Here is a 21,388-nt window from a genome sequence, read left to right on the forward strand (position 1 = left end):
GCGTGAGCGAGACCGACCATGAGCGGGCGGCCGAGGCGACCGGGGTGCGCAGTGTGCGCAGGGCCCTGGACATCCTGGGACTGCTGACCGAGGATCAGCCGACGATCACGCTGAGGGAGATCGTCGACGCCACCGGCCTGGCCAAGACCACCGTCGTCCGCCTGGTGCAGACCCTCGAACAGTGCGGTCTGCTCTGGGACACCCCGGCCGGCTACACCGCGGGTCCCGGCCTGTGGCGCTGGGCGCACCTGGCCCACACCAGCTGGGAACTGCCCCGTGAGACCCGCAAACTGATGCGCGAGCTGGCCGAGGAGCAGCAGGAGACGGTCAATCTCTTCATGCTGCGCGGCCTGTCCCGCGTCTGCGTGGCCCAGCAGGAGAGCCCGCAGCCCCTGCGCCATGTGGTGCGGGTCGGCGACGAACTCCCGCTGTGGGCGGGCGCCTCGTCCAAGATCCTGCTGCGGACGGCCCCCGACGCCCTGCTGCACAGGATCGCCGTCGGTTCCCCGCACGGTGAGGGACATGCCAGGCAGCTGCGGGTATGGGCGGACCTGGCGGCGGAGCGCGGCTTCGCGGTCAGCCGGGGCGAGCGCGACGAGGGGCTGACGGCCGTGGCCGTACCCGTCGTCGGCCGCAGCGGAGCCGTCGTCGCCTCGCTCTCGCTCAGCGGACCCAGCCACCGCTTTCCCGAGTCCGTCATCGAGCGGTTCGCCACCGCGCTCACCGAGGTCGCCCGGCAGATGTCGGAGCAGGGATTCGACCACCCGCTCAGCCCGGTGAAATGAGCGCACGGCAGCAGCCACAGAACCCAGAGCAGTCACAGAAGCCGCAGGAACCGCAGAAGGAGCCGGTGCATGCCCGAACGACCGCTCTCAGGAATCCGCGTACTCGATCTCACCAACGTGCTGGCAGGGCCGTACTGCAGTTACCACCTCATGCTCCTGGGCGCCGAGGTCGTCAAGGTCGAACAGCCGGGCAGGGGCGATCTCGCGCGGAGCCTCGGCCCTGATCCGGAGCTCAACCGGGCTGGTATCGGTGCTTCCTTCCTCGCCCAGAACGCCGGCAAGAAATCTCTCGCGCTCGACCTCAAGGATCCCGGCGACCGGGCCGACTTCGAGGAGCTGGTGCGTGGCGCGGACGTCCTCCTGGAGAACTTCCGGGCCGGGGTGCTGGCCCGGATGGGATATGACGCCGACCGGCTGCGGGAGCTCAATCCGCGCCTGGTCAGCTGCGCGATCACCGGCTTCGGGCAGTCGGGACCGATGAGCGCAGCCCCCGCCTACGACCAGATCATCCAGGGCCTGTCCGGCATGATGAGCATCACCGGCACCACCGACACCGCACCGCTCAGGGTGGGCTTTCCGGTGTGCGACTCGCTCGGCGGCCTCGGCGCGGCCCTCGCGATCAGCGCGGCCCTGCTGGGACGGGAGAAGACCGGGCGGGGGGCGCGGCTGGACGTCTCCATGCTGGAGGTCTCCCTCTCCGCGATGGGCTGGGCCGTCTCCAACTATGTGATCAGTGGCGTCGATCCGGAACCCATGGGCGACCAGAACGCCACCGCCGCGCCTTCAGGGACTTTCGAGACCGCCGACGGAGGACTGAACATCGCGGCCAACCGCCAGGAGCAGTTCGTCACGCTCTGCCGCCTCGCCGGGCTGCCCCACCTGATCGACGACCCGAGGTTCGCCGAGCGCGAGGCACGCAAACTGCACCGCGCGGAACTCAACACCGAGCTGAACGCGGCCCTGCGCCGGAAGACGGCCCTGGAGTGGGAGGCGACGCTGTCCGCCGCCGGGGTCCCGGCCGCCCGCGTTCTGACGGTCCCCGAGGCCGTGGAGCTGGAGCAGCTGGCACACCGCGGCTTCTTCACCGACCTGCCCTACCCGGACGGGTCCGGCCGCACGCTGCGGGCCAGCGGCAACGGCGTGCTGGTGGACGGCGAACCCCTCATGCCGGACTCCCCGCCCCCGCTGCTCGACCAGCACGGCGAGGAGCGGGAACGGCTGATCGCCCGCTGGCGGGCGCACCGCCAGGTCGCCGAGGCGCCGGCCTCATGACGGCCGGGCCGCAGGACGGCCTGGTCGCCGCGTGGTGGGCCACCGCCGTCAGCCGGGTCGAACCCGGGATCATCGAACTGCGCGAGCATCCCGTACAGGACCTGATCGGCCACGTGACCTTCGTCGAGACCATCTGGCTGATGCTCCGCGGTGAACTGCCCCGTCCCGAGCAGGCCAGGCTCCTGGAGGCGGCCCTGGTGGCAGGTGTCGACCACGGGCCGCAGGCCCCCTCGATCGCCGCTGCGCGCATGGCCGCGACCTGCGGGATCGGGCTCAACAGTGCCGTCGCCACCGGGGTGAACATGCTCGGCGATGTGCACGGCGGGGCGGGTCAGCAGTGCGTGCAGCTGCTGAGCGACATCGTCGAACGAGCCGGACGGCACGACCGGAGCCGGGAGTTCGACAGCGCCGTGACGGAGGTCGCCGCCGAGTGGCGGGCCCGCTCGCGCTATCTGCCCGGATTCGGCCATCGCTTCCATCCCCGCGACCCGCGCCGCGACCCTCTGCTCGCCCTGGTGGACCGGGCCGTGGCGGACGGCCTGGTGACGGGCGCTCACCTGCGGGCGGCCCGCGCCGTGGAGGCGCATCTCAACCGGGGGCGCGAGGGGAGGAAGCCCGTACCCATGAACATCGACGGCGCCACCGCCGTCATCTACGCCGAGTTGGGCTTCGCCGCGCCGCTGGCCCGCGGCCTGTTCGTGCTCAGCCGCAGCGTCGGCATCCTCGCGCACGCCTGGGAGGAGACCGGGCAGGGGCGCCGCAACAAGAGCCCCATGCCGCCCTCCATGGTGCCGGTCCACCTCGCAGCACCAACACCGCGTCTGTGACGCACGGTTGACCCCCGTCGCCCGAAAATCTCCCGCCGCGTGTCTTGTCACGGACGTACAGCCGTCCCTAACGTGACCCCCCACCACGCGAACCCATTCTGCGGCTTGCGCGAACCATCTAGCGGACCTTGATCGAATCGAGGGAACTGAACGATGGAAAGACGCACCTTCCTCCTGACAGCCGCGGCGGGCAGCGCGGCCACCGTCTCCCCCCTGACATCCCCCGCCGAAGCGGCCCCGAACGCCGTCTCGACGACGCCCTCCGGACTGGCGCTCCCCGTGCCCCCACAGTCCGCCGCACTCGGCACCACCGGCGCCAACTGGCCCAAGGCCGGAGGCGATTACGGCAACCAGAACCACTCCACGCTCCGTGACATCACCCCGCAGAACATCAAAAGGCTCGGCGGCGCCTGGCACATCAACCTGGAGGAGGGCTCCACCAGCGCGTACCAGCAGTGCACGATCGTCGTGCAGGACGGTGTGCTGTACGTCGAGACCACCCAACAGAACGTCTTCGCCGTCAACGGCAGGACCGGCGAGGTCATCTGGAAGACGAACCTCGGCACCGAGACCACCAACATGCGCGGCGTGGCCGTCGCGGACGGCAAGGTATTCACCATCTCGGGCGCCAACATCGTCTACGCCCTCGACCAGAAGAGCGGAGCGATCCGCTGGCAGAAGCCGCTGATCGTCGACGACAACGGCGGCGACGACGGCTGCGACAACGACAGCGGCCAGTGCGGCGGCAACAGCGGGGGACTGGCAGGCGCGGTCGTCCACTGGGACGGCCTGATCTACATCGGCACCGAGGGCTCGACCGCCGGCGCACGCGGCCGCGGATACGCGCTGAACGCCGATACCGGCGACGTCGTGTGGACCTTCTGGGGCCCGCCGGGACCGGGGGAGTTCGGGCACGACACCTGGGAAGGCGACTCCTGGAAGACCGGCGGCGCGGTCCCCTGGATCCACCCGGCCGTCGACCCTGAACTCGGCCTGGTCTACTGGACGTTCGGCAACCCGTATCCCCGTACGGACGGATCCTCGCGAGGCGGCGACAACCTCTTCGCCAACTCGATCGTCGCCATCGACGCCAAGACCGGCAAGCGGCGCTGGCACTTCCAGTCGGTCCACCACGACATCTGGGACGCCGACAACGTCATGGCACCCGTGCTCGCCGACCTCCTCATCGACGGCAAGAGGCGCAAGGTCGTCGTCTACGGCTCGAAAACCTGCTGGTACTACATCCTCGACCGCCGCACCGGCGAGCCCGTCCACGGAATGGAGGAGCGGCCGGTCCCCCAGCACGCCCTGCAGAAGACCTCGCCCACCCAGCCCTTCCCCGGCGGCGAGCCCTTCGTCTCCCCGTACCCGGAGTTCGACAAGACGACCCGGCCCGTGCCCTTCTACCCGGCAGGCGGCCTGTACACCGTCTTCTGGGACCGGGCCACCATCATCTTCCCGGGCGCGGGCGGCGGAGCCGACTGGGGCTTCCCGTCCTTCAGCCCCAGAACCGGACACGTCTACGTCGGCTACGGCCTCGTCAACTCCTCCTACTCCAACACCCGCGGCGGTCGCGTCAACACGGCCCGGCCCCTCGGTGAACTGTTCGGCGGCGGTCTGGTCGCGGTGGACCCCCGCACCAACACGGTCGCCTGGCGCAAGGAGGGCCCCTGGTCGCTGGCCCACGGCAACGGCATGCTCTCCACCGCGGGCCGCGTCCTCTTCCAGGGCCGCCCGGACGGCGTGCTTGAAGCGATGAACGACACCGACGGAAAGACCCTGTGGACCTGGCAGTGCGGCGCCGGGGTCAACACCATCCCGGTCTCCTACGAGATCGACGGCGAGCAGTACGTCGCCGTGCTCGCCGGAGGCAACGGGCTCCCCTTCCCCGACATCCCGAGGGGCGACCACCTCTGGGCGTTCAAGCTCGGCGGCAAGGTCGCACAGGCCCCCGCACCCACCCCGCCGTCGCGCCGCAACCAGATCCGGACCGCCGCCGTCACCGGTGCGACAGCGGGCAACACCGTAACCCTCGGCCGCGTCTGGAACAGCGCCACAGGCATGCCCGGCGCCACCGAGAACACGGTCGCCCAGAACGCCATGGCACCCCAGCACCTGACGGTCCCGGCCGGCACGACCGTCACCTTCACCAATCCCGTCGGCAACCAGCAGGCGCACGGCGCGGTGGCGTTCTTCGACGCGGAGTTCGACACCGGGCTGCTGATGCCCGGCCAGTCGTACACCTACACCTTCAGCAAGCCCGGCGAGTACTTCTACAACGACCCGGTCTTCCCCCAGTCCACCGGCAAGATCGTCGTCCAGTGAGAGGACCGGCCGCCATGACGTCCAGAGCACGTAGAGCACGCACGTCGGTGTCCGTACTGGCCACCGTCAGCGCCACGCTCCTCATCGCCCTAGCCGCCTTCTTCGGCCTTCAACGCCAAACGCCAGGGCAAGATGCGGGCCAACCCACCGGAGCCGGAGCCAGGGAACTCGGCGACCCCGACTACGGGGTCTGCCGCGGTACCAGCCCCACGTGCTACCACGACTGGGGCAACTTCTCCCCGGCAACCGACGGCTACCGAGTGCTCCTCTACACCCGGACCGCGGGCCCCCGCCACGCGAACCTCGGCCCAGCACTCGCCACCGGACTCAACCCCGCGCTCGCCGACACCAACGTCGTACAGAACGCCCTCGTCAAGATGGGCACGGAGAACGGCTTCACCGTCGACTGGACTGAAGACGTCACCCAACTCTCCACCCCCTCACGGCTCTTCCGGTACAACGCGGTCGTCTTCTACTCCACCAGCCGCGACACCCTCGACGACTCCGCACAGACCTCCCTGCGTCAGTACGTCCGCGGTGGCGGAGGCTTCGTCGGCATCCACAACGCTTTCGGCACGGAGTACAACTGGCCTTGGTACGAAGGCCTGTTGGGCGGCGCCAACTTCTACGACCACGGCCCCGACCAGCGCGGCACGGTCGTCGTCCAGAACCGCCACGACTCCTCCACCTCAGATCTCCCGACCCGCTGGGACTTCACCGACGAGTGGTACAACCTCGTCCCGGCCCCTTCGAAGGTCCGTCTCCTGGCCTCCGTCGACGCATCCACACTCGCCGAGGGCGTCACGGGCAACCAAGGCCATCCCGGACACGGCAAACACCACCCGGTGGCCTGGTGCCAGTACTACGACGGCGGACGCGCCTGGCTCACGACCCTGGGCCACGACGCCAAGGCCTTCTCGGCCGATGGCTCATTCCCCGGGGCCGAACAGTTCCAGAAGCTGATCCTCGGCGGCATCGAGTCCGCCATGGGCAAGGCCCCGTTCTGCCGGGCAGGCTGAACCGGTCCACCGGGCGGGCCGAATGATCACCCGCACCGGGAGGCCGAAAGGGGCACCACGACAGCAAGGGGGGCGCGGCAGGTCCCTTGGTGACGTCAGGCGCCACTCCGCTTCCTCCACGACCTCGGCCTTGTGCATGGAAACCGATCGGTTTACGATGACGGAAACCGGTCGGTTTCTCGATGAATCCAAGGGCTGGTCCGTGGTCACGTCCCCTTCGGGCGGGCCCTGTCCGAGTCACCCGTCTGCAGCAGTTCACGCCAAGGGAAGCCAGCGAGATGCCCAGCCCAGAGCCACGTCCCACGATCCACATCCCGGGAACCACCAGCCACACCATCGCCTCGCGCACAGGACACCGCCGCGGCGAGGGAACCCTGCGCTATCTCAAAGCGGGCACCGGCGCCCCCGTGGTCCTGCTGCACACCGTGCGCACCCAGGCCGAGCACTTCCGCTCCCTCATCCCGCTGATCGCGGACCACTACACCGTGTACGCCCTGGACCTGCCGGGGATGGGCTACTCCGAGATCGTGCCCGGTGCGTCGTACGACGAGCCGGCCATGCGCGCGGGCGTCGAGCGGCTCCTGACCGAACTCGACCTCCACGACGTGACCCTGGTCGGGGAGTCCATGGGCGCGGTGCTCGCCCTGACCACGGCGGCCGATCTGCCCGAGCGGGTCCGGCGTGTCGTCGCGGTGAACACGTACGACTTCCGCGGCGGTATCGCACGGTCCAGTGTTCTCGCCCGTGTGGTGGTCAGCGGTGTCCTCACTCCGGGGGTGGGGCCGGTGGTCGCCGGGGTGGAGCCCAAGGCCGTCGTCCGCAGGATCCTGCAGGGCGGGGTGGTCGACAAGACCGCGCTGCGGGAGGACTACCTCGACGAACTCCTCCAGGTGGGCGGCCGCCCCGGCTATTCGAGCGTCGCCCGGGCCGTGTACCAGAGCCTGCCCAGTCTCATCGCCGCCCGCTCGCGCTACCCCGAGGTCAAGGCACCCGTCCACCTCGTCTACGGGGAGAAGGACTGGTCGCGGCCTTCGGACCGGCAAGCCGACAAGCAGCTGCTGCCGGCCGCCGATTTCACGCAGGTGCCGGGAGCAGGCCACTTCATCGCCTTGGAACGCCCCGACCTGCTGGCCGACCTGCTGAACGCGGTGGCCTGACCGCCCCGAGAGCGCTGTAGTCACCCCCGTTCGGGTGCAGTACGGGACGGGGACCACGTTCGACCATGTGTCTGACAGCGTCGTGGCTTGAGGGCCGGGCGAAGGCGGGTCCACGAACCGTCGCCTACCGAACCAGGCAGGGGCGCCTGCTGTCGAACTTCCAGTCAGGAATGAGGTATTGCATCGTGACGGCATCGTCGCGGGCCCCCAACCTCTTTTCCTGGTAGAGATCGTGGGCTGCGAGGAGCCGGTCCATGTCGAGGTGGACGCCCAGCCCCGGCGCGTCCGGGACCGCGATCTCGCCACCGGTGATGAGCGGTGGGGCGGTGGTGAGGCGTTCCAGCCCTTCCTGCCATATCCAGTGTGTGTCCAGGGCGTTGTACTCGCCGGGGGCGGCGGCGCCGCAGTGGGTCACCATGGCCAGGGAGATGTCGAAGTGGTTGTTGGAGTGGCAGCCCCAGGTCAGTCCCATCGCGTTGCACAGCTGCGCCACCCGGACAGAGCCCTGCATGGTCCAGAAGTGAGGGTCGGCCAGCGGGATGGAGACCGACTGGAGGGCCAGGGCGTGGGTCATCTGACGCCAGTCGGTGGCGATCATGTTGGTCGCGGTGGGAAGTCCGGTGGCGCGGCGGAACTCGGCGAGGATCTCCCGTCCGGAGTAGCCGTCCTCGGCTCCGCAGGGGTCCTCGGCGTAGGCGAGCGTGCCGACCAGCGGCCGGCACAGTTCGATCGCCTCGCTCAGTGACCACGCGCCGTTCGGGTCGAGGGTGATGCGGGCCTCGGGGAAGCGGTCCTTGAGGGCTCGTACGGCCGCGACCTCCTCGGCGCCGTTGAGGACGCCCCCCTTGAGCTTGAAGTCCCGGAATCCGTAGTGGCCGTAGGCCGCCTCGGCCTGACGGACGATCGCCTCGGGCGTCAGGGCCTCCTCGTGCCGGACCCGGTACCACTCAACGGGGGAGTCGGGTTCCCGGACGTACTCCAGATCGGTGCGGTCTGGGTTGCCCACGTAGAAGAGGTAGCCCAGCACCCTTACGGAATCCCGCTGTTGCCCGTCGCCCAGGAGCGCCGCGACGGGCACGTCGAGGTGCTGCCCGAGCAGGTCGAGCAGGGCGGACTCGATGGCGGTGACCGTGTGGACGGTGGTGCGCAGGTCGAAGGTCTGGGCGCCCCGTCCGCCGGTGTCGCGGTCGGCGAACCGGTCACCGACTTCGCGCAGGACGCGCTTGTAGTCGCCCACCTTCGCCCCGACGACCAGCGGTTCGGCGTCGCGCAGCGTCTGCGTGATCTTCTCCCCGCCGGGTACTTCGCCCAGTCCGGTGCGTCCCTCGGAGTCGGTGAGGACGACGATGTTGCGGGTGAAGTAGGGGCCGTGGGCGCCGGAGAGGTTCAGCTCCATGCTGTCCCGGCCTGCGACCGGGTAGACGGAGAACGCCGTGACGGTCGGCTGTCCGATACTCATCGGGGGTGTCCTTCTGCGGGTGAGACGGTGCGGGTGATCAGAGGTTTCCGGTTCAGGGGGTTCCGGTTCAGAGGTTGAGGACGTCGAGGGCCCACTCGGCCGCCAGGACGCCGCCCAGGCCGAGAATGGCGAGCACCGTCGTGTAGGTGGTGCGGACCTTGATCGCCTCGACGACGGAGAGGTTGAAGTACTCCTTGAACAGCCAGAATCCAGGGTCGTTGACGTGGGAGCACGCGATGGAACCGCAGGCGACGGCGAGCACCATGATCTCCGGGTGGACCCCGCTGCCTGCCAGGAGCGGCAGCACCACGCCGGAGGCCGTGACGACGGCGACCGTCGCCGAGCCGAGCGCGATGCGGAGGATGACGGCGACGAGCCAGGCAAGGATGATCGGCGAGATGGACCAGCCGTCCGTGGCGTCCTTGATGTAGTCGGAGATTCCGCCTTCGACGAGGACGTTCTTGAAGGCCCCGCCGGCGCCGATCACCAGAAGGATCATTGCCATCGCCTTGGCCGCTGAGGTGCAGGAGGCACCGACGTCGTCCAGGCTGCGGCCGATCCGGGGTCCGAACGCCCATGCCGCCAGGCAAAGGGTCAGCAGCAAAGCGATCGGGGCCGAGCCGATGAAGGCGACGGTGTGCAGGAGCGGACTCTCGGTGGAGGTGGCCATGTCGGTCACGGCGGCGGCGACGATCAGCACCACGGGGAAGAGCGCCACGAACAGCGACCAACCCAGCCCGGGCATCTCCTCGTCGGTGAACTCGCGTTCGCTGACCAGTCCCTTGGGGATGGAAGGGTTCATCGCCTTGATGAAGGGAAGACGGGGCCAGGTCAGGGCGATGAGCGCACCGGCGGGAACGGCTATGAACAGGCCGTAGAACAAGGTGAGTCCGACGGAGGCGTGGAAGGTCGCGGCGACCGCGGTGGGGCCGGGATGCGGCGGCAGGAAGCTGTGCATGGTGGACAGGGCGATGGACATTGGCAGGCCGACCCACAGCAGCTTCGTTCCGGTGACCCTGACCAGGGTGAAGGCTATGGGCACCACGATGATGAAGGCGACCTCGTAGAACATGGTCACGCCGATCAGCATGGACGTGACCACCATGGCCACCTGTACCCCACGGGGGCCGAAAGCGTCCAGGAGCTTGCCGGCTATACGCTGCGCGGCGCCCGAGTCCCCCATGATGCGGCCGACCATGGCACCGAGTCCGATGGTGAGCATGGTGTCGCCGATCTGGTCCCCGATGCCTTCGGAGAGGACGTCCGGGATGGTCGCCACCGGGATTCCCCGGACCAGTGCGACGCCGACCGCCACGAGCAGCAGGGCCGCGAAGCCGTTGACTTTCAGCTTGGTCATGAGGAGCAGCAGAATCAGAACACTGATCCCGACTACGAGTATGGGCATGGCAGTTCCCCTTTGAACTGTTGGCAGGGCAGTCGGACGCTCCGTCGGCTCTGGGCGGCCAGATCCGCGTACGGCGAGAACGGCCGCAGGTCTCGGAAGGCAGAGGGCACCTGCGCGTGCCAGAGCCGGGGGCGGTCGGGCACGAGAGGTGACGGGTTCGTCAAGCGGGTCGTCGTACGGCGCCGACCAGGCTCAGACCGTGGTCCAGTACCTTCTCCAGATCGGCAAGGTCGACCGGGCCGGGGTCGGTGAGCGGGGCGCGCACCGGGCCGACCGGGAGGCCACGCAGCCGCGCGGCGGCCTTGACCAGGGAGACGGCGTAACCCGGCACCCGGTCGCGCAGTTCGACCAGCGGGACGTAGAACTCGCGCAGGAGTCTGGTCACGCCTGTGTCGTCCCCGTCCCGCAGAGCGGCGAAGAAGGCGTTCGCGATCTCGGGTGCGAAGGCGTGGACGGCCGACGAGTAGGCGGGCACGCCGACGGTGGCGTAGGCACGGGCCTGGATCTCGGCGGTAGAGGCGCCGTTGAAGAAGAGGAAGCCATCGGGCGCGGCCAGTGTGAGGCGCTGGAGCCGGTCGAGGTCGGAGTGTCCGTCCTTCAGACCGATGACGGTGGGGATTTGTGCGATCCGGCGCAGACTGTCGGCGGTGAAGGCGACCTGACCGCGCTGGTACGCGATGAGTGGCAGCCGGGTGCCGTCGGCGATGTGGCGCAGCTGCTCCACCAGACCGTCCTGTGGGGCACCGACCAGGTAGTGGGGCAGTACCAGGGCGGCGTCAGCGCCGGCCTCCTCCGCGATACGGGCGAAGCGCAGCGCCTGTGCCCAGCCATAGCCGATGCCCGCGACCACCGGCAACCGCCCGTCGGTGATCTCGACCGTGGTCCGCACGACAGCCCGGTACTCGTCCTCGTCCAGTGAGAAGAACTCCCCGGTCCCGCAGGCCGGGAACACCGCGCCGGGTGCGCTGTCCAACCGGTCGGCCAGGTATGCCCGGTAGGCGTCCAGGTCGAGGCCGCCGTCGTCCCGGAAGCTCGTGAGGGGGAAGGACAGTACCCCGCTCGCCATTCCCTCACGGAGTCGCTGGACGACCCCCGCGGCCTCGATGCTGATTGTTGTCATGCCTGTCGCCTGTCCCTGTATGCAGATGCTGTCTATGTATGCAGATGGAGGCTAGAACCGTGAACCCGATGGGTCAATGGGTGCGCAGACACGAATAGCCGCGGATTTACGATGAGCGCATGTCAGAGACGAGGGGCGTTCGCGGGGTGAAGTCGGCGGCCCGGACCGTCGTGCTGCTGGAACTCCTGGCCGAGCGGGGTGAGCAGCCCTCGCGCCTGGATCAGCTCGCGGAGGAGCTTGGTGTGCCGCGCAGCAGCATGTACCAGCTGCTCCAGACCCTCGTCGAATACGGCTGGGTCCGCACCGATGCCACCGGCTCCCTCTACGGCATCGGCATCCGCGCGCTGCTCACCGGCACCAGCTACCTCGACGGCGACCGGCGCATCCGCCTGGTCCGCCCGTACTTCGACGAGGCGTCGGACGCGCTCGGCGAGACGATCCACATGGCACGACTCGACGGCGCGGACGTCGTCTACCTCGCCACCCGCGAGTCCCACGAGTACCTGCGTACCATCAGCCGGGTCGGCCGTCGCGTCCCGGCCCATGCGGGCGCGCTGGGCAAGGCGTTGCTCGCCGAGCGAGCCGACGACGAACTGCCCTTCGCGGACGGGCTGTTGGCCGCCCTCACGAAGAACACGCACACCGACCGTGCCGCACTGCTCGCCGACCTGTCCCAGGTGCGCGAGCGCGGCTACTCCATCGACCGAGAGGAGACGGTGCCCGGTATCGCCGGCTTCGGCTTCGCCCTGCGGTACGACACACCGGCCACCGACGCCATCAGTTGCTCGGTGCCGGTGGCCCGGTTGACCAGGGAACACGAGGCCCGCATCATCTCCGTGATGCAGGAGATGCGAGCGAAGATCGAAACCCGCCTGCCGCCCGTCTCCGGCGTACCCGACTGGCGCTGACGCCGCGAGCGCACGACCGGCTCTTCGTCGTTGAACCGCCGGCGTTCCACCGACCGGACACTCACCCGCAGTTCCTTCGCTGCCGACGGGGCCGGTCGGGCCACGACTCCAGCCTCTCCCACAAGCACGGCACGAAGACCTTGCGCTCGGGGCGTCTCGGCGCGGTCGGCGTGCCAGCGATCCGGCGCCGGTCGTCCAGTCGTCCGGCGATCTCCTCCGCGTGGTCGGCGACCTCGGCGACACCCGCCCCGGCCACCGCGTCCGGGGGAGCGGGAGGCGTTCGTGGCGATGCCGAGCAGCGCGGGCCGCAGCGAACCGCCGCCGGTTTCGATCGACGGCCGGCGCCGCCAAGCCTCCATCACGCACCCAACTGCCGGTGCGGATCAGTGAGTTCCGGTGACGCGCGTCGCCTTCGCCCTGCACGTTCCCGCTAATGTTGTGCACTTTATTGACGGCAGTAATCTTGCAGCCTAACGTCATGGTGTCCTTCCCCCGCTCAAGGGAGAGCGCGATGCCCCCGGCCCCCACCGCGTCAGAACGCACCCTCCAACTCCGCCGAGTCGCCCTCTCCGGCATGCTCGGCACCGCCGTCGAGTTCTACGACTTCCTCGTCTACGGCACCGTCGCCGCACTCGTGTTCGGTGAACTGTTCTTCCCCGGCGCCGACCCCGCCGTGGGCACGATCGCCGCGTTCGGCACCTTCGCCGCCGGCTACGTGGCCCGCCCGATCGGCGGCATCGTCTTCGGCCACTTCGGCGACCGCCTCGGCCGCAAGAACATGCTGCTGCTCACCATGGGCCTGATGGGCGGTGCCAGCTTCCTCATCGGCCTGCTGCCCACATACGACACCGCCGGTGTCTGGGCCCCGGTCCTGCTGATCACCCTGCGCGTGGTGCAGGGCATCGCCATCGGCGGTGAGTGGGGCGGCGCGACCCTGATGGTCGTGGAGCACGCGGGCGAGCACCGCCGCGGCCTGTGGTCGAGCTTCACCCAGATGGGAGCCCCGCTCGGCTCCCTGATCTCCGCCTCCGTGGTCGCCCTGGTCTCCACCCTCCCCAAGGACCAGTTCGCGGCCTGGGGCTGGCGCGTGCCGTTCCTGCTGAGCGTGCTGCTGCTCGGCGTCGGCCTGTTCGTCCGCCTCAAGGTGGTCGAGAGTCCGCTGTTCGCCGAGGTCAAGAAGGACCGCGCCGAGTCCAGGCTCCCCATCCTCGACGTCCTGCGCCGCCCGAAGCCCGTACTGCTGGCCTGCGGTGTCGGCATCGGCGCCTTCACCGCCCAGTCCCTGCTGACCAGTTATCTGATCGCGTACGCCACCGACATCGGCTACCCCCGCCCGCAGGTGCTCACCGCGCTCACCGTCTCGGCCGCGGTCGCCCTGGTGGTCCTGCCCTGCGCGTCCGCGCTCTCCGACCGGATCGGCCGCCGCCCGGTCGTCCTCACCGGCGCGATCCTGTCCGCGGCCACCGCCTTCCCCGTCCTCGCGCTGGTCGACTCCAGGTCGTCGGGAGCCCTGATCCTGGCCGTCGTCATCGGCCACGGCATCTCCCAGTCGCTGATGTACGGCCCGCTGGGCGCCCTGTTCAGCGAGATGTTCGGCACCAAGGTCCGCTACACCGGCGCCTCCCTCGGCTACCAGGGCGCGACCCTCGTGGGCGCCGGCTTCTCCCCGTTGATCGCCGGCAGCCTGGTCGCGAGCAGCGGCAACGGCACCCCCGTCGCCCTCCTGCTGTGCGGCGGCTCGCTGATCACCGCGCTGACGGTGTGGTTCGTCCGCGAGACGAGCCGGACCTCACTCGCCGACGAACGCACCCCCGAACTCCCCACCACCCCCCACACGGAGGAGATCACCGCATGAGGCACAGCACCCGCATCGCCTGTACGACAGCCCTGCTGCTCACCCTCACCACCGCACCCGCGGCCACGGCGGCCGACGCGGGCACCACCCACGTGGACGGCCAACTCCCCTCCGGGGCCACGTACATGATGGACGTCCCCACGACCTGGAACGGCACCGTCCTCCTCTTCAGCCACGGCTACAACGCCGGCCCCGCCAACCCCGCCCAGGACGCCCCGGACGCCCCCACCAAGGCCCTTCTCCTCCAGCAGGGTTACGCCCTCATCGGCTCCTCGTACGCCAGCACCGGCTGGGCGGTCACCGACGCGGTCCCCGACCAGCTGGCCACCCTGAAGACCTTCACCACCCGCTTCGGCCAGGCCTCCCGCACCATCGCGTGGGGACGGTCGTACGGCGGCCTGGTCACCACCGCGATAGCCGAGCGCGCCCCGGACGAGATCGACGGCTCGCTCTCCATGTGCGGCCTGGTCCACGGCGGCGTGGCCAACTGGAACAACACCCTCGACCCGGTGTTCGCCCTCAAGACGCTCCTGGGCTCCGACGTCCCGCTGGTGAACCTCCCCAGCCAGGAGGCGGCCACCGACGCGGCGAACACCCTCACCGCCAAGGTCGACTCCGCCCAGTCGACGGCCGAGGGCCGGGCCCGTATCGCCCTCGCCGCGGCCCTGCACAACATCCCGGTCTGGAACGCGCCCACCCAGACCCGCCCCGCCGCCACCGACTGGGACGCCCAACAGGCCAACCAGTACGACGCCGTCAAGGGCCTGCTGAAGATCGCCGCCTTCAACCGGCGCCAGGAGGCCGAGACCCGCGCGGGCGGCAACATGTCCTGGAACACCGGCATCAACTACGCCCGGCTCCTAGGGGAGTCCTCCGTCCGCAAGGAGGTCACCGAGCTCTACAAGAAGGCCGGCCTCTCCCTGAACAAGGACCTCGCCGCCCTCAACCGCGCCCCGCGCATCAAGGCGGACCCGAACGCCGTCGCCTGGATGAGCACCACCAGCAGCTTCACCGGCAAGCTGGCCAAGCCCCAGCTCTCCATCCACACCATCGGCGACCCCCTGGTCCCCGTCCAGACGGAAAGCGCCCTGCGCCGAGCGGTGACGGCCGCCGGCTCCGCCCCCCTCCTCCGCCAGGCCTACGTCGACAACGCCGGCCACTGCACCTTCAGCCCCGCCGAACAACTGGCCGCCCTCCACACCCTGGAGGACCGCCTGGCCACCGGCGGCTGGCAGGGCACGGACCCGGCGTCCCTCAACGCCCGCGCCACCGCGGCCGACCCCACCACCCCCACCCGTTACATCACCTACCGTCCCACCCCCTACCTCCGCCCCTACGACCTTGCCCACCCCGCCGACCGCCGCTGACCTCGTACGACCGCCTGCCACACGGTCGGCGGGCGGTCGTACCCTTGCCCCAGTGGAGGACGACGACATCCTGGACACCGCGGAGGGGCCGCAGCCGCGCCCGCAGTCGCTCCTGCTCACCTTCTTCGGCAACCACGTCCTGGAAGAGGGGGACCTGGCCGTCTACTCGGGCAGCATCATCGACGTCCTGGGCCGCGTGGGCGTAGGCGAACAGGCCGTACGCTCCACCCTCACCCGCATGGTCAACCGAGGCCTGCTCCAGCGTCAGCGCGAGGGCCGCAAGATGTTCTTCGGCCTGACCCCGCAGGCCGGCCGCGTCCTGATCGACGGCCGCACCCGCATCTGGAAGCAGGGCGCCGTCAACGACGACTGGGACGGCTCCTGGACCCTGCTCGGCTTCTCCCTGCCCGACTCCTGGAAACGCCAGCGCCACGACCTGCGCTCACGGCTCACCTGGTCCGGATTCGGCGCGCTGTACAGCGGCCTGTGGATCGCCCCCGGTCACGTGGACGTCTCCGCGGTGGTCACCGACCTCGGTCTCACGGCCCACGTCAAGATCTTCCACGCCCAGGCCGCCGAGGTGACCGACATCGAGCAGATGGTCCGCGACACCTGGGACCTGGAGTCCATCGCCGCCCGCTATGTCACCTTCGACACGCGCTGGAGCGCCCACCTGGGAAGCGGCACCGACCACGACCCGATCGGCACCCGCCTCCGCCTGGTGAGCGACTGGCTCCGGACCATCCGCACGGACCCGAGACTCCCGGCCCGCCACCTTCCCCCGGCCTGGCCGGCCCGACCCGCCCAGGAAACCTTCCACCGCGTCGCGCAACAGACCCACCCGGCACTGACCGCAGCCCGAGCGACCCTGGAGACGACACATCGCCGCAGCCACCTGGTGCCGTAACTGCCGGTGTGGCGGTGGGAGTTCAGTCGACCTCGTTGCGGACCGCGGTATCGAGGCCAGTGGCGGTCAGGCGGCAGGTTCCTGAGAGTTGGCGATCGGTCAGCCAGGACCGGCTCCCGCCCGCCCGGCTCGGCTCAGCCCGTCACCGTGAACCAGGTCCCCCGCGACTTCTTCCACTCCGGGTGGGTCAGGTCCTTGGCCTCTGTGCCGTCGCCGTAGAGGTCGGCGGAGCCGTTGTCGGTGAGGAGTTGGGCTCGGGCGCCGGGGGTGGTGAGGTCGGGGACATCGATGACGGTCTCCCAGCCGCCGGGGTCGGAGGTCGGGAGGTCGCGGGTCTTGGTGGGGGTGTGGGCGGGGTTGCCGTCCCAGGTGTAGAGGGCGTACGGGGCCGTGTTGTCGTCGGCGGCCCAGGAACCGGCGACGATCAAGTATTGGTTCGCGGCGTTCTTGCGCACGTCGCGGATCGAGAGGCCGCCGAGGTCGAGTTCGATCGGGGTGCCGAAGACGGCCGTCGCGCCGCTGGCCACCACCTTGTCGATGTTCGTCACCGGCACCAGGAGCGCCTTGCCGCCGGGGACGGCCGGGGCGAGCGGTGCGCGGAAGCCGACGTACGCCGTCGTCGTCGAGCCCGGCGCGAACTCCAGCCCCTCCACGTTGAAACCGTCGATCTGCTTGGGGGCCTGGCCGTCCGCTGTGCCTGCCGCGAAGCCGTAGCGGTCGCCGTGCGCCTCGTCCCAGGCGACCAGGTCGTCGCGGAGCTTCTTGTACGAGCCGCCGTACGACAGGGCGGTGGTCGCTCCGGACCCCGTCACCTTCGTGGTGAAGAGGGTGTTGCGGGCCGACTTGTACTCGCCGTCCTTGTTGTTGCCGAGGGAGCCCGTCCAGTAGATGGTGTCGCCCGCGCGGGCCGCGCCCTCGATGTCGATCTCCTTGGTGACACCGATCTTCGAGCTGAAGTCCCAGGTCTTGATGGGCGCGCCGGACGCCGAACGGTCGTACAGGCGCGGGACGTTGGACTCGTCGTCCGCCACGACGACGTAGCCGCCGCCCACGTCGACGGCCGCCGAGGCGTCGCTCGACCCGGTGAAGTACCTGCTGTCCGCGCCCTGTTGGACGGCGGCGGAAGCGGCGTAGTGCAGCGTCTTGGTGGCGGTCTGCCCGTGGACTCCCGTGACCTTGACGGTGAGGTCGGTGTAGCCCCGGCCGTGTGTGGCGACGGCCAGGCGGCGGGTGGCGCCCGTGCCGGTGACCGTGACGTCGCCGGTGGTCGCCACGGACGTCTTGGTGCTGGCGGTCACCGTGACGGCGAGCGCCCCGGCGTCGGCCCCGCTCTGTCCCACCGTCACGTTCACCGTCGGGTCCCCGGTCGCCGCCACCGCGCCCGACAGGTAGCCCGCCGACAGGGCGATGCTCGGGGTGCCGTAACTCGCCGCCTGCGCCTGGCTTCCCATGCTCACGACTGCGAGCGTAAGCGCCCCGGTCGCCATGGCAACCGCCCTGCGCCCACGGGCGAAAACGTAGTCCTGCACTGGGAGCCTTCCGTCGTCACGATGTCGACGTGAAGGCTGGGCCGCCCCCACCAACTGCGGGTGGCCCCCGTACGCATGGAGCGTGAACAGCTTCGGACACGATGGCCGGAAGTGCCGCCGCCGTTCCGGGAGTTCGGTGACGAGTTGGCGAGTTGGCGAATTCGCGAACTCGTCCTGCGCCGGACGGCTACACCAGGACGGGAAGCGATACGAGCCCGCGGACGAGACGCGTGGGGCGCCACTCCAACCGGTCGGCTGGTCCAGCGAGCCGGATTCCGGGAAACCGGCTCAGTACCGCTCGCAGGGCGATCTCCGCCTCGGCCTTGGCCAGGGGAGCACCGACGCAGCGGTGGATGCCGTGGCCGAAGCTGAGGTGGGCGGTGGCGTCCCGGTCCAGGTCGAGCAGGTCCGGTGACGGGAAGCGGGCCGGGTCGCGGTTGGCCGCTCCGAGGGCGATCAGTACCGGGGTGCCGGCCGGGATGTCGGTACCGCCGAGCGTGACGGCTGCAGTGGTGAACCGGAAGGTGGCGGTACTGACGGGGGAGTCGAATCGAAGCAACTCGTCGAGTACGGCCGGGACATCGTCCGGATTCTTCCGGAGGCGATCCAGCTCGGCGGGGCGCTGGAGCAGCGCGAGGGTGGCGTTGCCGAGGAAGTTGGTGGTGGTCTCGTGCCCGGCCACGAGCAGCAGCACCGCCAGGGAGACCAGTTCCTCTTCGCTGAGACGGTCGTCTCCGTCGCGAGCCGAGATGAGTCCGTCGAGGAGGGAGCTGCCGGGGCTCAGGCGCTTGGCGGCGATGAGGGTCGTCATGTAGTCGGCCAGGCAATGCGAGGCCGCGTCGATGGTGTCGGGCCTGCCTGCCGCGAACAGCTCCCCGGACCAGCGCCGGACGTCGGGCCGGTCTCCCGCAGGCACTCCGAGCAGTTCGCAGATCACGATGACCGGCAGCGGCACCGCCAGGGCGGCCACGAAGTCGAACCGTTCGCCGACGGGCCACTGATCCAGCAACTCGTCGGTGACACGGGCGATGAACGGACGCAGCTGCGCGACGGCTCCGTTCGTGAACGCCTTGGTCACCAGCTTGCGCAGCCGGGTGTGCTGGGGTGGATCGGTGGCCAGCATGGTGTGTGCCACCGCCGGGTGCAGCCGGCGCCGTGACTCCTTGCCCGCGAAGAACGCGGCCGTGTCCTTCGAGAGCCGAGTGTCGCCGAGGGCTTTCCGGGCTTCCGCGTAGCCGGTGACCACGTAGCTGGGGTGTCCGCCTGACCCGGTGGGCAGGGGCTGCACGGGACAACTGGACCGCATGGCAGCGTAGGTGGGGTAGGGGTCCTGGAGGAAGCGGGGGTCTTGGCTCGGGTCGGTCATGCTTTCAGGCTGTAGCCCGCTCCGGCCGGTCGCCATCCGCGACACGCCCAACACAGGCGCCGCAGGCGTCGGTTGGTCGGTTGCCAGGAGGAGCAGGAGCCGCTTCGTGTCCGCGTGGGGGTCCTTGTGGGAGACGGCCTTCGACGACGGCAGGACGACCTCGTCGGCGTACCGGCCGGTCTCCGAGGCGGGCGGCGCTGCCTTCACAACCACCGCCTCGACCGCCGTGGCTCCTTGCTCCCTTCCCGCGCCGAAGGTGGCCTGAGCCACCTCCCGCACCCGGACCGGTACGGCCGAAGCCCTTTGGCGCGATGTCGTCGTCCGTCAACCCGCCCGCATCCTGATGGCCCGAGCAGGCCAACTCCCCGCCCTCACTCTGCACGGTCTCCATCACTACGGTCGCGGGGCGGCCCGTCCTCGGTGGCTGCGTCCAGCGCTCGGACGAGCCGGGCAGCCACAACTTCCGGCCCGTCGCCACCGTTACGCCCGGACCATGATCTTCCGGCCTGGTGGTTCAGCCTCTGGGCTGTGGGTTTCGGGGCTGGGTCAGCCAACCGTCCACTTTTGATTGGCGGCGCCCGAGCAGGTCCAGATCTGCAACCGGGTGCCGTTGGCGCTGTTGTTGCCGGTCACGTCCAGGCATTTGTTGGCCTGTGGATTGACGATGTCGTTCGCCGAGCTGACGGCCCACCGTTGAGCGGCGGAGCCGTTGCAGTCGTAGAGCTGGGTCTTGGTGCCGTCCGCGGTGGCGCCACCGGTCACGTCCAGGCACTTGCCGAGCGCGCGGATCGTGCCGTCGGAGCCCACGGTCCACTGCTGCGCGGCGGAGCCGTTGCAGTCGTAGAGCTGCACGGCGGTACCGTTGGCGGTGTTCGCCCCGGCGACGTCCACGCACTTGCCGGCCAGGCCGTGGATCGCCACGCCGGTGGCCGTTTCGCTCGTGGTCACGGACACTGAGTCCACCACCAGCTGGGCCGGGAAGACGGTGGAGCTGTTGGGGTCGCCGGGCCAGTAGCCGCCGACCGCGAGGTTCAGGATCAGGAAGAACGGCTTGTTGAACGCCCAGGTGTTCCCGCCCACGTCGGCGGGTGTGCGCGTCTGGTAGACGACGCCGTCGACCGACCACTTGATCGAATTTGGGGCCCAGTCGACGGCGAAGGTGTGGAAGGCGTCGGCGAAGGCCTGGCCGTTCGGCAGGGTGTAGCCGGAGCCTATGCCGGCTGAGCCGGAGTAGCCGGGTCCGTGGATGGTGCCGTGGATCGTGGAGGGCTCGTAGCCGACGTTCTCCATAACGTCGATCTCGCCCGAGTTGGGCCAGCCGACCGACCCGATGTCGGTGCCGAGCATCCAGAACGCGGGCCACATGCCCTGCCCGCGCGGGATCTTCATCCGGGCTTCGACGTGCCCGTACTGCGCGCTGAACTTCCCGGAGGTGTTCATTCGGGCCGAGGTGTACTGACACGTCCCGTACCAACACTGGTAGTTGGCCGGATTCTCCTTCTTGGCCGTGATCACCAGGTGGCCCTGGCCGTCCAGGGCCGCGTTGTTGGTACCGGACGTGTAGTACTGGCGCTCGTGGTTGTTGACGTTGTCGCCGGTTTCCAGTGACCACCTGGAGGAGTTGACGGGGCTGCCGGCGGCACCGTCGAAGGTGTCGGAGAACACCACCGCGGCGGCGGAGGCATCCGAGGGTGAAGCGGAGACGTCCGATGGATCCGCATGAGCCGCGCCGGTCGCGGCGGACGCGACCAACACGGCGGACAAGGCGGCGAACAGGCATCTGCGGAGCAGGCGTGGGGAGGCCACGTCTTTGTCCTTCCATACGGCGATCGAGCGCACAGGTGAGCCGATCGAGGTGGGGGTGAAGGTCTCGCCTGTTGATTTAAGGAGTGAGATAAGGGGGAGTCAATACTCAGGTACGGACCAATTGTTACCCGTCGAGAACCCCGGGCGGCCGGGGGAGCCTCGGCATCGTTAAGGGGGTAACCCCCCGGCACCGCCCTGAGGACAGCGCATCGGTACGTCAGGGGGAAAGCCGGATGGGGCGATCCCCCCTCCGCTGGTGGGATGGTCGTCGGCCGCCGGCT

The 21,388-nt window shown here is 69.6% G+C and carries 17 protein-coding genes and 1 pseudogene; 11 read left to right on the forward strand and 7 right to left on the reverse strand.

Annotation, left to right across the window (positions count from 1 at the left end):
- The first annotated feature begins 2 nt into the window (after window positions 1–2).
- The 6 genes from ACIOHP_RS13520 to ACIOHP_RS13545 all read left to right on the forward strand — a co-directional run bounded on the left by ACIOHP_RS13520 (window position 3) and on the right by ACIOHP_RS13545 (window position 7,385).
- Complete coding sequence (locus ACIOHP_RS13520; protein ID WP_401886776.1) at window positions 3–785, forward strand: IclR family transcriptional regulator; 783 nt, start codon at window positions 3–5, stop codon at window positions 783–785.
- Between the two features lie 69 nt (window positions 786–854).
- Window positions 855–2,057, forward strand: a complete 1,203-nt coding sequence (locus ACIOHP_RS13525; RefSeq protein ID WP_401886778.1) for a CaiB/BaiF CoA transferase family protein — start codon at window positions 855–857, stop codon at window positions 2,055–2,057.
- Window positions 2,054–2,884 (forward strand): citryl-CoA lyase, encoded by an 831-nt coding sequence (locus ACIOHP_RS13530; RefSeq protein WP_401886780.1) that lies wholly within the window; start codon window positions 2,054–2,056, stop codon window positions 2,882–2,884. Before ACIOHP_RS13525 ends, ACIOHP_RS13530 begins: the two co-directional genes overlap by 4 nt.
- 153 nt (window positions 2,885–3,037) lie before the next feature.
- Window positions 3,038–5,209: a PQQ-binding-like beta-propeller repeat protein gene (locus ACIOHP_RS13535; protein WP_401886782.1), complete on the forward strand. Its 2,172-nt coding sequence runs from the start codon at window positions 3,038–3,040 to the stop codon at window positions 5,207–5,209.
- Window positions 5,210–5,223: 14 nt separating this feature from the next.
- Window positions 5,224–6,228 (forward strand): ThuA domain-containing protein, encoded by a 1,005-nt coding sequence (locus tag ACIOHP_RS13540; protein ID WP_401886785.1) that lies wholly within the window; start codon window positions 5,224–5,226, stop codon window positions 6,226–6,228.
- Between the two features lie 278 nt (window positions 6,229–6,506).
- Window positions 6,507–7,385, forward strand: coding sequence for an alpha/beta fold hydrolase (locus ACIOHP_RS13545; RefSeq protein ID WP_401886788.1), 879 nt, complete (start codon window positions 6,507–6,509; stop codon window positions 7,383–7,385).
- 124 nt (window positions 7,386–7,509) lie between these two features.
- On the opposite strand, the gene ACIOHP_RS13550 is transcribed toward ACIOHP_RS13545, so the two are convergent.
- From ACIOHP_RS13550 to ACIOHP_RS13560, 3 genes are all read right to left on the reverse strand, one after another.
- Window positions 7,510–8,838, reverse strand: coding sequence for an enolase C-terminal domain-like protein (locus tag ACIOHP_RS13550; protein ID WP_401887550.1), 1,329 nt, complete (start codon window positions 8,836–8,838; stop codon window positions 7,510–7,512).
- Window positions 8,839–8,911: 73 nt separating this feature from the next.
- Complete coding sequence (locus ACIOHP_RS13555; RefSeq protein WP_401886791.1) at window positions 8,912–10,249, reverse strand: gluconate:H+ symporter; 1,338 nt, start codon at window positions 10,247–10,249, stop codon at window positions 8,912–8,914.
- A 160-nt stretch (window positions 10,250–10,409) separates the two neighbouring features.
- A complete protein-coding gene (locus tag ACIOHP_RS13560) occupies window positions 10,410–11,369 on the reverse strand; it encodes a 5-dehydro-4-deoxyglucarate dehydratase (RefSeq protein ID WP_401886794.1) in 960 nt (319 codons plus the stop codon).
- A 119-nt stretch (window positions 11,370–11,488) separates the two neighbouring features.
- Between ACIOHP_RS13560 and ACIOHP_RS13565 the strand changes: the two genes are divergently transcribed.
- Window positions 11,489–12,277, forward strand: coding sequence for an IclR family transcriptional regulator (locus ACIOHP_RS13565; RefSeq protein WP_401886798.1), 789 nt, complete (start codon window positions 11,489–11,491; stop codon window positions 12,275–12,277).
- A 106-nt stretch (window positions 12,278–12,383) separates the two neighbouring features.
- On the opposite strand, the pseudogene ACIOHP_RS13570 reads toward ACIOHP_RS13565, so the two are convergent.
- A pseudogene (locus tag ACIOHP_RS13570) lies at window positions 12,384–12,636 on the reverse strand (RNA polymerase subunit sigma); the annotation flags it as partial.
- A gap of 152 nt (window positions 12,637–12,788) precedes the next feature.
- On the opposite strand from ACIOHP_RS13570, the gene ACIOHP_RS13575 reads away from it, so the two are divergent.
- The 3 genes from ACIOHP_RS13575 to ACIOHP_RS13585 are packed head-to-tail and all read left to right on the forward strand — an operon-like array spanning window position 12,789 to window position 16,406.
- Complete coding sequence (locus tag ACIOHP_RS13575) at window positions 12,789–14,132, forward strand: MFS transporter (protein WP_401886801.1); 1,344 nt, start codon at window positions 12,789–12,791, stop codon at window positions 14,130–14,132.
- Window positions 14,129–15,499, forward strand: coding sequence for an alpha/beta hydrolase family protein (locus ACIOHP_RS13580; protein ID WP_401886804.1), 1,371 nt, complete (start codon window positions 14,129–14,131; stop codon window positions 15,497–15,499). Before ACIOHP_RS13575 ends, ACIOHP_RS13580 begins: the two co-directional genes overlap by 4 nt.
- A 52-nt stretch (window positions 15,500–15,551) precedes the next feature.
- Window positions 15,552–16,406 carry a PaaX family transcriptional regulator C-terminal domain-containing protein gene (locus tag ACIOHP_RS13585; protein WP_401886807.1) on the forward strand — a complete coding sequence of 285 codons (855 nt, stop codon included), beginning with the start codon at window positions 15,552–15,554 and terminating at the stop codon, window positions 16,404–16,406.
- Between the two features lie 134 nt (window positions 16,407–16,540).
- Here the strand turns inward: ACIOHP_RS13585 and ACIOHP_RS13590 are convergent, their stop codons facing one another.
- Together ACIOHP_RS13590 and ACIOHP_RS13595 are read right to left on the reverse strand one after the other, a co-directional pair.
- Window positions 16,541–17,893 carry a hypothetical protein gene (locus tag ACIOHP_RS13590; RefSeq protein ID WP_401886810.1) on the reverse strand — a complete coding sequence of 451 codons (1,353 nt, stop codon included), beginning with the start codon at window positions 17,891–17,893 and terminating at the stop codon, window positions 16,541–16,543.
- A gap of 229 nt (window positions 17,894–18,122) precedes the next feature.
- Window positions 18,123–19,301 (reverse strand): cytochrome P450, encoded by a 1,179-nt coding sequence (locus ACIOHP_RS13595; RefSeq protein ID WP_401886812.1) that lies wholly within the window; start codon window positions 19,299–19,301, stop codon window positions 18,123–18,125.
- 106 nt (window positions 19,302–19,407) lie between these two features.
- Here ACIOHP_RS13595 and ACIOHP_RS13600 point away from each other — a divergent pair, with 106 nt between their 5' ends.
- Window positions 19,408–19,566, forward strand: a complete 159-nt coding sequence (locus ACIOHP_RS13600; protein ID WP_401886815.1) for a hypothetical protein — start codon at window positions 19,408–19,410, stop codon at window positions 19,564–19,566.
- 281 nt (window positions 19,567–19,847) lie between these two features.
- On the opposite strand, the gene ACIOHP_RS13605 is transcribed toward ACIOHP_RS13600, so the two are convergent.
- Window positions 19,848–21,107 (reverse strand): ricin-type beta-trefoil lectin domain protein, encoded by a 1,260-nt coding sequence (locus tag ACIOHP_RS13605; RefSeq protein WP_401886817.1) that lies wholly within the window; start codon window positions 21,105–21,107, stop codon window positions 19,848–19,850.
- Between the last annotated feature and the right edge of the window lie 281 nt (window positions 21,108–21,388).

It is taken from the genome of Streptomyces sp. NPDC087859, from assembly GCF_044742595.1.
GTDB classification, from domain to species: domain Bacteria; phylum Actinomycetota; class Actinomycetes; order Streptomycetales; family Streptomycetaceae; genus Streptomyces; species Streptomyces canus_F.

Bases quoted from the DNA above. Each gene is read 5' to 3' on its own strand.
- ACIOHP_RS13540 (WP_401886785.1), top strand. From the start codon at position 5,224: ATGACGTCCAGAGCACGTAGAGCACGCACGTCGGTGTCCGTACTGGCC.
- ACIOHP_RS13545 (WP_401886788.1), top strand. From the start codon at position 6,507: ATGCCCAGCCCAGAGCCACGTCCCACGATCCACATCCCGGGAACCACC.
- ACIOHP_RS13565 (WP_401886798.1), top strand. From the start codon at position 11,489: ATGTCAGAGACGAGGGGCGTTCGCGGGGTGAAGTCGGCGGCCCGGACC.
- ACIOHP_RS13595 (WP_401886812.1), bottom strand. From the start codon at position 19,301: ATGACCGACCCGAGCCAAGACCCCCGCTTCCTCCAGGACCCCTACCCC.
- ACIOHP_RS13590 (WP_401886810.1), bottom strand. From the start codon at position 17,893: ATGGCGACCGGGGCGCTTACGCTCGCAGTCGTGAGCATGGGAAGCCAG.
- ACIOHP_RS13535 (WP_401886782.1), top strand. From the start codon at position 3,038: ATGGAAAGACGCACCTTCCTCCTGACAGCCGCGGCGGGCAGCGCGGCC.
- ACIOHP_RS13555 (WP_401886791.1), bottom strand. From the start codon at position 10,249: ATGCCCATACTCGTAGTCGGGATCAGTGTTCTGATTCTGCTGCTCCTC.
- ACIOHP_RS13580 (WP_401886804.1), top strand. From the start codon at position 14,129: ATGAGGCACAGCACCCGCATCGCCTGTACGACAGCCCTGCTGCTCACC.
- ACIOHP_RS13525 (WP_401886778.1), top strand. From the start codon at position 855: ATGCCCGAACGACCGCTCTCAGGAATCCGCGTACTCGATCTCACCAAC.
- ACIOHP_RS13575 (WP_401886801.1), top strand. From the start codon at position 12,789: ATGCCCCCGGCCCCCACCGCGTCAGAACGCACCCTCCAACTCCGCCGA.
- ACIOHP_RS13530 (WP_401886780.1), top strand. From the start codon at position 2,054: ATGACGGCCGGGCCGCAGGACGGCCTGGTCGCCGCGTGGTGGGCCACC.
- ACIOHP_RS13560 (WP_401886794.1), bottom strand. From the start codon at position 11,369: ATGACAACAATCAGCATCGAGGCCGCGGGGGTCGTCCAGCGACTCCGT.